This is a genomic window from Rhodosalinus sp. 5P4 (assembly GCF_041365695.1).
GTDB lineage: Bacteria > Pseudomonadota > Alphaproteobacteria > Rhodobacterales > Rhodobacteraceae > Rhodosalinus.
On sequence record NZ_JBGFSJ010000004.1, the window covers coordinates 461,016 to 474,520 of the forward strand.

At 57.5% G+C, this 13,505-nt stretch carries 11 protein-coding genes; 4 read left to right on the forward strand and 7 right to left on the reverse strand.

Translation table 11 applies throughout. From position 1 onward, the window contains the following. Nucleotides 1–4: 4 nt before the first annotated feature. The 5 genes from AB6A69_RS10185 to xrtD form a co-directional block, all read right to left on the reverse strand. Nucleotides 5–1,378, reverse strand: a complete 1,374-nt coding sequence (locus tag AB6A69_RS10185; RefSeq protein WP_371060667.1) for an oligosaccharide flippase family protein — start codon at nt 1,376–1,378, stop codon at nt 5–7. Between the two features lie 80 nt (nt 1,379–1,458). Beyond that, the gene (locus AB6A69_RS10190; RefSeq protein WP_371060668.1) at nt 1,459–2,358 is read right to left on the reverse strand and encodes a hypothetical protein; all 900 of its coding nucleotides are present in this window, start codon (nt 2,356–2,358) and stop codon (nt 1,459–1,461) included. 9 nt (nt 2,359–2,367) lie between these two features. Next, the gene (locus tag AB6A69_RS10195; protein WP_371060669.1) at nt 2,368–2,934 is read right to left on the reverse strand and encodes a hypothetical protein; all 567 of its coding nucleotides are present in this window, start codon (nt 2,932–2,934) and stop codon (nt 2,368–2,370) included. After that, nucleotides 2,934–4,082 (reverse strand): dTDP-4-amino-4,6-dideoxygalactose transaminase, encoded by a 1,149-nt coding sequence (gene rffA / locus AB6A69_RS10200; RefSeq protein ID WP_371060670.1) that lies wholly within the window; start codon nt 4,080–4,082, stop codon nt 2,934–2,936. The genes AB6A69_RS10195 and rffA overlap by 1 nt, the downstream gene beginning before the upstream one ends. An 87-nt stretch (nt 4,083–4,169) precedes the next feature. Continuing rightward, a complete protein-coding gene (gene xrtD / locus AB6A69_RS10205) occupies nt 4,170–5,774 on the reverse strand; it encodes a VPLPA-CTERM-specific exosortase XrtD (RefSeq protein ID WP_371060671.1) in 1,605 nt (534 codons plus the stop codon). Between the two features lie 567 nt (nt 5,775–6,341). Between xrtD and AB6A69_RS10210 the strand changes: the two genes are divergently transcribed. Further along, a complete protein-coding gene (locus AB6A69_RS10210) occupies nt 6,342–7,610 on the forward strand; it encodes a glycosyltransferase family 4 protein (protein ID WP_371060672.1) in 1,269 nt (422 codons plus the stop codon). 39 nt (nt 7,611–7,649) lie between these two features. Further along, nucleotides 7,650–8,876, forward strand: coding sequence for an exopolysaccharide biosynthesis GT4 family glycosyltransferase EpsE (epsE, locus tag AB6A69_RS10215; protein ID WP_371060673.1), 1,227 nt, complete (start codon nt 7,650–7,652; stop codon nt 8,874–8,876). A 306-nt stretch (nt 8,877–9,182) separates the two neighbouring features. Here epsE and AB6A69_RS10220 read toward each other — a convergent pair whose 3' ends face one another. Beyond that, nucleotides 9,183–10,109 carry an FkbM family methyltransferase gene (locus tag AB6A69_RS10220; protein WP_371060674.1) on the reverse strand — a complete coding sequence of 309 codons (927 nt, stop codon included), beginning with the start codon at nt 10,107–10,109 and terminating at the stop codon, nt 9,183–9,185. A 334-nt stretch (nt 10,110–10,443) separates the two neighbouring features. Here AB6A69_RS10220 and AB6A69_RS10225 point away from each other — a divergent pair, with 334 nt between their 5' ends. Continuing rightward, the gene (locus tag AB6A69_RS10225) at nt 10,444–11,382 is read left to right on the forward strand and encodes a glycosyltransferase family 2 protein (protein WP_371060675.1); all 939 of its coding nucleotides are present in this window, start codon (nt 10,444–10,446) and stop codon (nt 11,380–11,382) included. Between the two features lie 62 nt (nt 11,383–11,444). Continuing rightward, complete coding sequence (locus tag AB6A69_RS10230) at nt 11,445–12,365, forward strand: glycosyltransferase (RefSeq protein ID WP_371060676.1); 921 nt, start codon at nt 11,445–11,447, stop codon at nt 12,363–12,365. Here the strand turns inward: AB6A69_RS10230 and AB6A69_RS10235 are convergent. Next, nucleotides 12,360–13,487: an acyltransferase family protein gene (locus tag AB6A69_RS10235; RefSeq protein ID WP_371060677.1), complete on the reverse strand. Its 1,128-nt coding sequence runs from the start codon at nt 13,485–13,487 to the stop codon at nt 12,360–12,362. The genes AB6A69_RS10230 and AB6A69_RS10235 overlap by 6 nt on opposite strands. Between the last annotated feature and the right edge of the window lie 18 nt (nt 13,488–13,505).

Genomic DNA, 13,505 nt, shown 5'->3' on the forward strand with positions numbered 1-13,505 from the left:
TCAGTTATGGCATCGTTTGATTGATGAGTTGGACAATTGTTTCATGGTTCACCGCAAACCCAACCGCAGCGATGCCCAATGCGGCGGCACCGAACACAAGGTCGTGCAATGGGTCCCAGCCATGGTATCGGCGCACGGCGGCGATCAGCACCGGATAAACCAGGATCGCTGCCAGGCCCTGCGCCAAGATGGCGCCGATCAAGCCAAATTGCATGACCCCAATGAGTGTTAAGGTGGTTTGCGCAATCGCGTTCATGGTCACGCGGGTCATGAACCGTTTGGAATCTCCGGCGGCAAGTAACAGCGAGTCGTATCTACCGAAGACGATCGCAGGTAGTTGGGATATCACCACCAGCACAAGAATGGGACCGGCTGCCGCGTACCGCTCATCGTAGAGAAACCCAACCAGCCAGTTTCCGCTCCATGCCAGCATTGCCGAGAGACACAGCAAGCCCCCGGTCAGCAATCGCCGCACGTGAAAAATTTTGCGCTTGTTTTCGAAGCTTTCCCACGGAGGCCGCTGCTTATAAAGTGGGAAGACGATCTTGCCACCTAGGGGGCTTCCAACCAGCTTGGGTACGCTAGCCAGAAAAAATCCGATGGAATATATCCCAAGCATTTCCAAAGTGATGAACTTGCCAAGAATGGCGCGGTCGGCATGATTGACAAGAAAACCAGCGGCAGTACTGAGAAAAATCCATTTTCCGAAACGAACCAGTTCACCCAGGCAGGAACGATCAATCCAGAGACGGTTTCTGTGCCCCTCCATAAGCATCATAAAAAGCAGTTGCTTGAGGACAGCCGACAGGACTGTGCCAAGGGCTAGCGCCCAGACCGATTGTAACAGCCAGGCTAAAATGACCGTAATCACAAGCCCAACGACCTGTGTGCCGATATCGATCAGGGTCATGCGGCCCAGAACCAGATCGCGATTGGCCGTATGCACCCGCGTGGGCGTAAAGCCTGCAATCAACGCAGTCAGGCCTACCACTGGCAAAAGCTGTGCCAGCATCGGTTCGGCGTAAAATGCCGACAGAGGCAGCGCAATCACACCGGCGAACAGCCATAAGAAAAACCCGCGGATTACTTGCAGCGTCCATGCGGTATCCAGAAAGGCAGGTTCGTTACTGCGGTCGTTCTGGATGATCGACGCGCGTATCCCTAGATCGGAGAACATCGCCAGACCGGTGATGAAGACCTGTACCAAGGACATCAGCCCAAAAGCCTCGGGAAACAAAAGTCGCGTCAGGACAAGGTTCGAAGCAAGGCGCAAAAAATTACTCGCCACGACGCCGCCGATCGTCCAGACAGCACCCCTCCCAGCCCGGGCGCTGAGGGTGTCGCCGCGCAGATACCGATTTAAAAGCGTGGCCCTCACAAGATCCGGATCCCAATCAAGAAGGAGAAGACCAAAAGCGGCTGACGTTCGATTGTTTCAATCGTGATGCCTTCACGATTTCAGCTCTTCCTCAATAAGCTTTTTTGCCAGAAACGCTCTTTTGTCAGGCGAGTGAAGTTCTTCACAGTTTCTTTGCCCTTCATTTCCTCTGACTGCAAAAGATCCAGAACCTTGTGGCGCGTCGCCTGAGCATGGGCGATGTCGTCCAACCCGTAGGCGATACCATAACGACCCAATTTGTGGTTCTTTGCCCACGCTTCACGGCTTTCGTAGAGCCCCGGGATCACCACGCTGATGCAACCGGCGACCGCCGCGTATTGAGAATACATCGTGGCTTCGTCATAAGAATAGAAGGTGTGGCAACGGTTGAAGACATCGTTGACCTCGGCGTGGGTCATGCCGTCAATGCAAATTGCATCGGCAGATTCGGTTTCCGCAATCCGTGGCTTTTGGTTCCCCTTTCGCACGATATAACAAACCCCTTTGCGATCAGGGCGGTTTTCGTTGCGGTAGGTTTGGTTAAGAATCCAAAGGAAAAGTTCGGGCGCTCCACCGGTGATCTGTGGAATGTCTGACATTGGACCTGCGGTAAAAAACATCTCATCTGAGCCGAATTTATAGGGGTGGCGCAGTCCGGGTCTGTAAAGCAGCCAGCGTACCACATTACGCGCGCCAAGAGGATTTCCTGGCACGATTTCAGGATACACGACGATACTGTCGTGTGTCAGATCAGACCACCGCGCCAAGGGTGTATCAAGGTCCGGATTAGTTCTCATCCCGGCTCGCTTCATTATCCAGCGTATGTATGAATATGGATTCATCTTGAACATAGGCCCCATACGCCAGAGCAAGGCGCATTCACCCATGCAATTCAGTTCATGTGCCAGGTAATGCAGAAAGAGTCTGCCGCCGCTTGTTTCAGAATAGGGAGGGGCGACAATAATGTAATTACGAGCCATTTTCGCAAATCAATCCTGAGTTTTTTTCTGAAGATACTCATTTTCGATCTGTAAGAGATGGCGAGAACGGTCGCGCAGTCTTCTGGCGGGCATGCCAGCATAAATTCCCCATCCATCAAGTGATTTCAAAACGAGCGTCGCAGCGCCAGTTGCAACACCGTCGCCCAATGTGACACCAGCAGCTATGATGGTGCCGGCTCCTGTCACGACATGGCGTCCTAGATGAACGGCCTGCGCGCGGACGTTCGTGAATTCGCGCGGCACTGTCGGGCCGATCATTGCCTCACCGCTACAATCGTCGGTGTGTGCAAATACCTTCGTTCCAAAAGAAAGCCCGGTAAAATCACCAATAAAGATTCCAACTTTTCCTCCATTTACGAGGCAGAAGGGGGATAAATGAGTGTTCCGCCCCATCTCAACCTTGCCAGATACAACGCAAAAATCATCAATCCGGGAATTATCACCGATTTCCATCTTTTCGGGCTCGTAGATGGACGCCTTATCGCTGATCTTCACGTTTTTGCCCAGATGGGCGAACCCCATCGCCTTCAGGGCATCCTGCGTCAGATATCCCATTACCTCTGTTCCGTGAAATAACGCTGCACTTCCGATATCACTGCATCTATGGCGCTGTTCAGTTCATAGAACAACGGCAGTCGAACCAACCGCGCTGTAATATCATCGGTCACGGGCAGCCTGTTGCCGTGGAAACGCGCATGCTTCAGCCCAGCCGGCGCCGAGTGCAACGGGACGTAGTGGAACGGCGCAATAATGCCCGCATCACGCATATGCGTGATAAACGCCTGCCGGTCTTCGAGGTCGCGCATCAGAAAATAAAACATATGCCCATTGCCGGTGGTGCCTTCCGGCTCCAGTGGCAATTGAACGCGACCTGTAGCGGCAAGGTCGGAAAAGGCTGCTCGATAACGGTCATACAGTGCCAAGCGTTGCGTCTTGATGGCGTCTGCTTGTTCCAACTGGCCATTCAAGAAAGCCGCGACAAGTTCACCGGGCAGAAAAGATGAGCCGATGTCGACCCAAGTGTATTTATCAACCTGTCCCCGCAGGAATAGAGATCTGTTGGTGCCTTTTTCGCGGATGATCTCGGCCCGTTCGATCAGGTCCGGGCGCATAATCGTCAGAGCACCGCCCTCCCCGCTGATAATGTTTTTGGTCTCGTGAAAGCTGAAGGCGGCCATATCGCCGAGGCTTCCTGCAGGGCGGCCCTTGTATGTTGAGCCAAGCGCCTGCGCGGCATCCTCAACGAGCAACAGATCGTGGCTTCGGGCAATCTGGGCCAAGGCGTCCATGTCTGCCGGGAAGCCGGCGTAATGCACGGCAAATATGGCTTTTGTCTTGTCCGTAACAGCTTGTTTCACCTGATCGGGGTCGATGTTGAGCGTTTCTGGCCGGATGTCCACGAAAACCGGAACGGCACCGCGCAATGCGACAGCGTTTGCCGTCGACACAAAAGTGAATGACGGCATTATTACTTCATCATCGGGTTGCAGATCACACAGGATGGCCGCCATTTCGAGAGCTGCGGTGCAGGAGTGCGTGAGAAGTGCTGCCTTTGCTTCTGTCATTTGGACGAGCTGTGCGTTGCAAGCTTTGGTAAAGTATCCATCACCTGAAAGCTGGCCGCGTTCAATGGCCTCCTGTACGTGTTTGAGCTCATCCCCGATGAGGGAAGGCCTATTGAAAGGGATTGATACGGGCGACATATACTTCCTGCTAGATTATTGGGTCATCGCGCGATGATATTTTCAGTCATCGCATGAAACAGTTCATGGCATGACCGATGATAAACCCTACCCCTCCGGAATGAAGCGGGGCAGCGCTGGGTTGATTTCCTCGAGCACGTCCTGAAGGCGGGCTTCGGCCTCGGCGTCGCTCTCGCCCGGACGGATGGCGGTGATAAGGCGGACAAGGGCACCGTCGGTGCGCCCAGTGATGATTCCATCCACCATCAGCCAATATTTCGCCGCGAAATCCCACGCGATCCGGCGGTCCTTCTGCTGGAACCAGTAATAGACCATCATCCTCGCCTCGCCTTGCTGGATGATCGCGCGGTTCAGGTGGAAGGGTGTGTCACTGCCCAGTTGCGCGGTCACGTCGGTGCGTTCCAGCCAGGCGATTTCCCAGCCGCCGCCCGGCAGGCAGATCTCCGGGGAATGGACGCCGCCTTGGCTCTGGTCTTCGTACCATGCCATGAACAGTCCCACGGGGGCGGCTGCGGCAAGGCTGGTGAGGGTCACCTGGTGGTAGTCGTCCGCGCCAAGACTTTGGGCCACGCCCTCGGTCAACAATTCCCTCGGCCCGGCCTGTCGCCACTCTCCGAAGTCACGCGGGAACAGCGAGAAGGGATCGCGTTCCGGTGCAACGCCGCCACGGTCGGGCAGCGACGCAAGCGCACCGAGGGCGATCAGGCCTGCGACCGCTGCGCTGACCATTGCGCCCGAGGCGCGCACATATTGAAGCCGTGCGAATTGCGGCATGACGCCGGAAATGTCGAGGTCCAAGGCCTCTGTCAGCGAGGGCCGTTCAGGATGCAGGAACAGCAGCAACCACGCCAGGAGGAAAAGGATAACGACGCAGCTGACGAAGATCACCCAGCCTTCGAAGAAATGGGTGAAACCGTCGAGCCATTCGTTGCCGAATTGCTGCACGATGATGCCGGCCGCGGCGATGCGAATGGAATTCATCACGATCGCGATCGGTGCAGCCGACAGCAGCAACACCATCTTGTGCCACGCCGGGCCCTGGTAAAGCACCGCGAAAATGTAGGAAAAGCTGAGGATCGGGAACATATAGCGCAGCCCCGAGCAGGCTTCGGCCACATGCAAGCGGGTCACGCCGAGATCGATGATGTTTCCATCCAGAAACACCGGCACCGAGAGCAGCCGCAGGAACCACACGCCAAGTTCCGATGACACGAACTGCAGATAGGTCGTGGTCTTGTAGTAGATCACGCCGGGCAAGGGCAGCATCAGCGCAAGGTGGACGACGCCGGGCCAGAAGCGCCAACCGATGCGCCAGCCCCAGCTGATCAGCAGCATGCCGCCGATCCAGAGGATCAGCGCATAGGCCACGATGTCGTCGATGCCGGAGAGGATGCCCAGGCCGCCGAAGAGCAACGAGACGACGACGAGTGCGACACCCGGCCAGCGGTCGTTCTTGGGGCCCGGATCGACGGGCACCTCCCTCATGTGACGCAGGAAAAGCAACGCCGAGAGCACCGGAATCAGGGGGCCGTGGCTGTACTCCGGCAGCTGCCAGGCCTCGAGCAAGGCGCGAAGCCCGTTCGAAAAGTAGAACCCGGCCGAAACCGTGGCGACGAGGAGCCAGAAGAGCCCCCAGCCATTGACCGCTCCAAGCGGCCGGATCGAAGAGGAGAAACTGCTTTCGGACACCATCAACCCGGCCCTGCGTTCACCAACAGACATAGCGGAGAGGGAACCTCTGCACCGCGTGAACCCTAGCAACATCGCGCCGCGAAAGTGAGAGCTTTATTCGCGGTTGGCAAGAAATTGAACCTGTGGCGCGACGCTGCGAAAGCAGCTGTTCACGGGGCGGCACAAGTGCCCGGGTTTGGAGCGGTCTGTCCCTGTGCGGGCGATCCGCCGACTGAACCGATGAGTCTCCTCACCCCGCCCTCGACCGGAGGTTGCCGGATGCCCTCGCTGAGGTGAGCCGATGGTTCGGCCGAGATGCAGCGCACGCGGCGACAGGATTGGGCTTGATCCGCAATGCAGCAGCGCCAACCGTCGAGGACGGTCGGGGTTTGATCCGGTTGCCACGGCACTCTCGCCCGCGAAATCAGCGTTCAGACGCAAGGAAAGTGCGCGAGGGCGCCAGTTTCGCTCGATCGGTGTTCTTTCTGGGGTCTGGGAAACGCAAGCGAGATCGCGTTGGCCCCCATCACCCAAGGGTCGACAACATGCTGGGTTTTGATTACGCGTGGGAAAATACCGCATTTTGGAATGACTCGATTGCAATCCAAGCCTCGTGTTCTGGTACTCGCTGAGGCGGCCAACCCCGAATGGGTAAGTGTGCCTCTCGTGGGCTGGTCGCTGGCGCAAGCTCTGCGAGAGGTGGCGGACGTGCATCTCGTCACGCAGGTTCGCAACCGCGATGCGATCCTGCGGGCGGGTCTCGTTGAGGGAGAGGACTTCACCGCCATCGACAGCGAGGCGGTGGAACGGCCGCTCTGGCGTATGAGCAAAGCGCTCCGGCTCGGCTGGACCGCTAAGATGGCGCTTAACGCGCTGTCCTATCCCTATTTCGAGCGGCTGGTCTGGCGCCGCTTCGGGGCGGAGATACGCGCGGGCGGCTTCGACGCCGTCCATCGGATCACGCCGCTCTCGCCGACCGTGGTGAGCCCCATCGCCGCGCCCTGCGCCGCTGCCGGCGTGCCCTTCGTGCTGGGTCCGCTCAATGGCGGCGTACCCTGGCCAAGGGCTTTCGACAACGCTCGGCGGAAGGAGAAGGAATGGCTCTCCTACGTCCGTGGCGCCTACAAGGTTGCGCCGGGACGGCGAAGGATGCTGCAGGCCTGTTCCGCGATTCTCGCCGGTTCGCGCCACACGGCGAGCGAAATCCCGGATGAGTTCCAGCCAAAGGTGACTTGGATGCCGGAGAACGCGATCCACCCCGACAGGTTCGGCACGCCGCATGAGCGTCCGACGCCGCCGCCGCTGCGCGCCTGTTTCGTGGGCAGGCTGGTGCCCTACAAGGGTCCGGACATGCTGCTGGAGGCGGCGGCGCCGCTGCTATCCGATGGCCGGCTCCTGCTCGACATCGTGGGCGATGGGCCGATGATACCAGAGCTGCGCGCCCAGGCATCGGCCCTCGGCCTCGACCATGCGGTGACCTTCCACGGTTGGGTCGACCACAAGGCGGTGCCCGACATCCTCGGCCGCGCCCATATCCTCGCCTTTCCCTCGATCCGCGAGTTCGGCGGCGGCGTGGTTCTGGAGGCGATGGCCCTCGGCACCGTGCCGCTTGTGGTCGATTACGGCGGGCCCGGCGAGTTGGTTGCCGAAGACACGGGCTATACCGTTCCCATAGGAACGCGGCCCGAGATCGTGTCTGCCTTGCGCGACCGCCTCGCCGCACTCGCCACCGACCCCTCGCCCCTTGCACGCCTATCCGCCGCAGCCCACGACCGCGCCTTGAGCGACTTTACCTGGTCCGCCAAGGCAAAGCAGGTTGGCGCGGTTTATCAATCGATATTAAGATTGCGTCCTTAAGGGGCTGGATTTCCTGATAATTTATTGGAAAACAGAAAAATGGATAAGCTGTCTCATATTGGCTATCTTGTGCCAGAATTTCCCGGGCAGACACATATGTTTTTCTGGCGTGAAATAAATGAACTTCGCCGACTTGGCCACGAAGTTACGCTTTTAAGCACCAGACCTCCTCCGAAAAATCTAATTGTACATTCATGGTCCAAAGAGGCGATAAAGGAGACAACATATCTGGCTCATCAAGATATAGCTTCTGCTTTCAGAGCTCTGTCATGGACAGCCAGCCGGCGAACTCTTGCTGAGCAAAACCTTTCTCTTCGTGACGCCGGTCTGTGCTTGCCGTTAGCAGCCAAGCTTTCGCGGATCTGCGAACAAAAGAATATCCAGCATGTCCACGTCCATTCCTGTAGTCGCTCAGCCTTAATCGCTGCACTTTCAAGTCTTTACAGCGGACAAACTTATAGCCTCACACTTCACGGCGCTTTGGAAGATTATGGACCCCTCCAGAACTTTAAATGGAGAAACGCCAGCTTTGGAATGGTTATTACGGACAACTTGCTTTTGGATCTCAGAACTCATCTTGGCGATGACCTCCCCAAAAGACTTGTAAAGCAAGCAATGGGCGTTGACACTGAACACTTTAAAAGAATTTCTCCGTATAAACCGTTCGATGGAACGGGGGACCTGCGCATCTTCTCGTGCGCCAGACTCAATCCAATTAAAGGCCACTTGGAGTCCATCGCTGCCATAAAAAATCTAAGGGATAAAGGCGTCCCAGCAAAATTGGTGATTGCAGGAGAAGACGATAGCGGCGGCACGGGCTTCCGGAGAGTTGTTGAGGACAAAATCCTTGAACTAGGGTTAAAAGACGATGTGTTATTGCTAGGGGCTACCGACTCGGAGGAAGTGAAGAAAAATATTTTGCAAAGCCACATCTTCATACTGGCCAGCTTCAAGGAGGCGCTTGGTGTGGCTTTCATGGAGGCGATGAGCTGTGAGGTCCCAACCATTGGAGCCCGCGTTGGCGGCGTCATGGAGCTAATCGATGACCACGTTGATGGATTTTTAATTCCGCCACGGTCCGCCAAAGCGATTGTGAATGCGGTTCTCTATATTATCGAAAATCCAGTGAAGGCTACATCCATCGGCAAAGCAGCAAGACGCAAGGTCGAAACCAACTTTTCATCCAGAAGGGGCGCAGAAGCCCTTTCTGAACAAGTCGAGATCTTGAAATCAGGGAAAGGGACTGGGCAGGCCGCGGCATCTTGAAATTATTGGGGCCGAAGAGCAAGAAGGCGGTAAGCGTCCGGCGGTGGAGTTCTTCTGGAAGCGATCGCCCTCGTCATCTTATTGCTGGCGATCTATTATAGCGGCACGGGCAAACTGGTGACTGAACACACGGGGCTAAACTGTTCGCATAGGAGCGCGGCCCGAAATCATGTCTGACCTGCGCGTCCCGCGTTCCACCACGACTTGCGACCTCGCTTTCGCCGACTGAACGGTCTGCGAAGGCGCTGCAGGTTGTGAAGATTTACAACCTTGCGAGGAAGTCCGAGACCACTCACGTCGCTTAAACTACTGCGGCGCAGGTCGCGCCGATCGCACAATTTCGGAGAGTTGCACGACCGAAGCCTCCAGCGCCGGACCATCCCGCAATGCGAGGAGGTCATGGTATTGCGCGGCTTCTTCGACTGTGGCCACCGGGCCGAGGGTGACTCTCAAAACGCTGCGGCGGAGGCCGAAGAGGGCGAAACCAGCACGTGTGAAAAGGTCGAACAGGTCTTCCTGGTTGTTGGCGCCCTCGAAAATGCAAAAGCGCAGGCCGGGCATGGCGACGAGCGCGGGAAGGACCTTTGGCTCGGCACCCTCGATGTCAATCTTAACGCCAAAAGAACGTTCACCGACGAGAGGCGCGACATAGGCGGCGGTGTCTTCCGTGGGGATCGCGATCTCGCGCGTCTCTCCCCTCAGCATTTTGTCTGCCTCAAGGGTCGCCATTCCGGAATGGGTCGCCGGCACGCGCAGCGTCAGCGTCCCGGCCGAGTCGTAGAGCGCACAGCGGTGCAACTTGACCGCGTCCGCAAGCCCGGCTGCAGCGATGCCGGCGGCTACGGTGTCAGCCAAGGCGGGCTGCGGCTCGAACAGGTGGACCGGGACGGTCGGCCCAAAGCGGGACGCTACGCTAAGACCCACGGTCGCATAGTTTGCTCCGATGTCCAGAAAGACATCGCCGTCCCGCAGGAGCGCCCGCGCGAGGCGTGACACCTTGAAATCGTTGGAGCCGAAGAGCCAGAGGATGCGCCCGTGATAATCGCGGGTATCGACCTCGAGCGGCACACCTTCCAGCGTGGTCGTGGGCAGAAGATGGTGGCCCTGGCGCTGCAGTTTGGCGAACAACCGGTTCGTCACTGGGTTGAATGCCATTTTCGTCAGGCCGGAATTCGGTGTCGCCTTCCGCAACAGCGCCGCATAGAGGCGCAGGACGGTCATGGTCAGAGACATGCGGCGTTACTCCTTTTGCCGGCACGCGCAACGACCGGTCATTCCCGTTGCTTTCTGACCCCAGCCATAAACGGCCCGACCGGAGAGATCAGCCCCGGCTTGCGCGACATGGCTCAGCCCGATCACACACATCCGTGCCGTCTTGCCGTCGATTGCGTGAGTCAATGTCATGGGTTACCAACCATGTCTATTCATACATTGCTCGGCACCGCCGCGTGCTCAAGTCGCGCGACGGACAGACGTCGCGCACGAGTTAACGCAACATAAGTGGGTTTTGTAAGATATGGCGAACGATATTCATCCTCATGCCACAATCCGGCAGCAGTAGCACGGCATGACTGGATCTTCCGACCCTTGCCGCGCCTATCTCGTCATCTCGCCCGGCCGGAACGAGGCGCAGTACATGCGCCGCACGTTCGATAGCGTGGTCGCACAGACCGAGCGGCCGGCGCGCTGGATCATCGTCGACGATGGCTCCACCGACGAGAGCCCGGAGATCCTCGCCGAGTATGCCGCGCGGCATGACTGGATCAACGTGATCCGGCGCGAAGACCGTGGGCATCGGGCCGTGGGCCCAGGCGTGATCGATGCATTTTACGCGGGCCTCGATCTGGTTTCGCTCACCGATTACACGTACCTGTGCAAGCTCGACCTCGATCTGGATTTGCCGCGAGGCTATTTCGCCGGTTTGATGGACCGGATGGAGGCAGATCCCCGCGTCGGCACCTGTTCTGGTAAGGCCTATTTCAAAGACAGGGCCGGGCGGTCCATCAGCGAAGGCATCGGAGACGACGTTTCTCTCGGCATGACCAAATTCTACCGGACTCCCTGTTTCCGGCAAATCGGCGGTTTCGTGCGGGAAGTCATGTGGGACGGGATCGATTGCCACAAGGCCCGGATGCTGGGGTGGAAAGCCGTGAGCTGGCGAGACCCGGAGCTCGAATTCGAACATCTGCGCCCGATGGGGTCGAGCCAGCAGAACATCTACGCGGGGCGCCGGCGCCACGGGCGCGGGCAGTATTTCATGGGAACGGACCCGCTCTACTTTCTGGCCACGGCGGTCAACCGGATGCGCTATCGCCCCTATCTGCTGGGGGGACTCGCCACGCTGCAGGGCTACTTGGGCGCATGGTGGCGAGGGGAGGCCCAACTGCCCGACCCCGAGTTGCGCGCCTTCATCCGCGCCTACCAGCGCGAGGTCCTCTGGCGCGGAAAGGCCCGTACGGTCGTTCGGATCGAGGCGGAACGTGCGGCGGTTTGGAGCGGTGGGTGACGCAGCTTCAGGTTGCCAGAACAAGCGCTTTTTAGCACGTTGTGCCGGAGGGCCTTCGAAACATGTCTACACGCACAAATGGATTAGCGAAGGAAATGACGAGATCAGTAAGTGTTATCATCCCGGCGTACAATGCCGATAGATTCCTGAAAGAAGCGGTGCACTCCGTTTTCCAGCAATCGGTTCCGCCTTTGGAAATCATCATCGTCGATGACGGATCACAGGATCGTACGCTGGAAACGGCTCGCGATCTGGCCTCGCAGGATGCGAGGATAGCGGTTTTGACGGGCCCGAACGGTGGCGCTGCGGCGGCGCGCAATGCCGGTTTGTCGAAAGCGAGTGGAGATTACCTCCTGTTCCTCGACGCCGATGATCGTTTACACGAGAACGCGATCCGGGATCACTTGAGAGCCTTCGCGGAACGAGCCGACGCCGCGATGGTTTTCGGATCGAACGACGTTATCGATGAGAACGGAAACCTCCTGCATGCCAACCCGACACCAATAGAAGAAGTCAAGCTGCAAGATATCGCCTTGCGTGTCACGCCTTGTCCATCGCAGTGTTTGTATCTAAAGTCTGCTATTCAAAAAGTTAATGGTTACAACGAGGCATTTAGATATTCTCAGGACATAGACCTTAATCTTAGACTAATTCATGTTGGAAGAATTTTCAGTCACGGAATCAAGGTAATGGATTATCGCCGCCATCCACACCAATCAACAAGTAATGGAGCGAGAATATGCAAAGGGCATCTTAAGGTGCTCGAGAGTAATTTGGGAATATCAGCTCCTTTTCCAGATTTAGACCTGCTGTCCCGCGCACGGACCAAGTGGTTCTCAAGGTATGGCTATCGACAACATCTTGTCGCGCTCGGAGCTCTCAGACGCGGTCGTATTTTCGAAGCAGTTGTTGCTGCCCGGCTTGCGTTTCTCCGCCTAAGGTCACGGCTTCGAGGCGAAAACTGGCAGCCGAGGCGATCATGATCTTCTTCGCTCCGTGCGTGGGGGCCGTGAATTGGCATGGGGTGGCGGTTTCTTTCGGAACTGCATGAACCAGACCTCGAAATATCGGTAACTTGTTTCCGCAATCATGATCGACAGGGCATAATAAATAACCAGGATCCACCCTGCGCCTGTGAGGCCCAGCTCCTCGAACCCCTTCATGACCAGGGAGAGCGCAAAGAGGTGATAGAGGTATATCCCGTAGCTTATCTGCCCGATTCGGGCGATCGGTTGCAGCTTCAACACGGGTGCCATGGCGTGATCTTCACGGATCACGAGGCTCACAAGCATCAGGCACATCAGGCTGTGCACCAGCAAGTTCGGCAGGCCTTCGAGAGCGCCGGGGAAAGCCCCCAGAGCAAGGAGGAGACAGGCAAACCAGAGCCAGGGGGCACCCGGGAAGGCGGTGATCGGTCGGAGAAAGGAAAAACCCGCCGGCCGGTTCAGAAGAATCGCGACAAGCGAGCCCATAAGGATCGGCGCATAGGTGGCTCCGCCGATTTGCAGACGCAGATGCGCGATGTCGATCGGATGAATTCCAACCAAGGCAAACGCCCCTATTGCCGCCAACACATTCACCGAGATCAAAGCAAGCAACACCGAAACGATCCAGCCCCTTGGAACCAGAAGCAGCAGTGCGGGCCAGACAAGGTAATACTGCTCCTCCACCGCCAGTGACCAGGTGGGGGCCAGAAAGCCGATATCCTCCACCGCCAGGAAGTTCGACAGAAATAGGTAGTAGTAAGGCAGGATCTGCAGCTGTTCGGTGTGGTTCTTGATAACGATGGCGTAGAAGGCGGCCAGGCTGACCACGAGGAAGTAGATCGGGATAATGCGCAGGATGCGCCGCCAGTAGAAACCTCGGAGGCTGAACGACCCTTCGGCCGCCTCTTCCCGAAGAAGCAGGGTAGTGATCAGGAAGCCGGAGAGCACGAAGAAGAAATCGACGCCTACATGGCCGCGCGCGAAAAGCATCATCGCGTCGGGGCGGTCCGGCATATGATGCCAGATCACGGCTGAAATGCAGATGAACCGCAAGCCGTCGAGACTCGCAAAATGACGCGTCGCCAAATAGCGAACGTGGCAAGGTTTATCAGTCTTCATAGAGAGCGCCACGCCCGC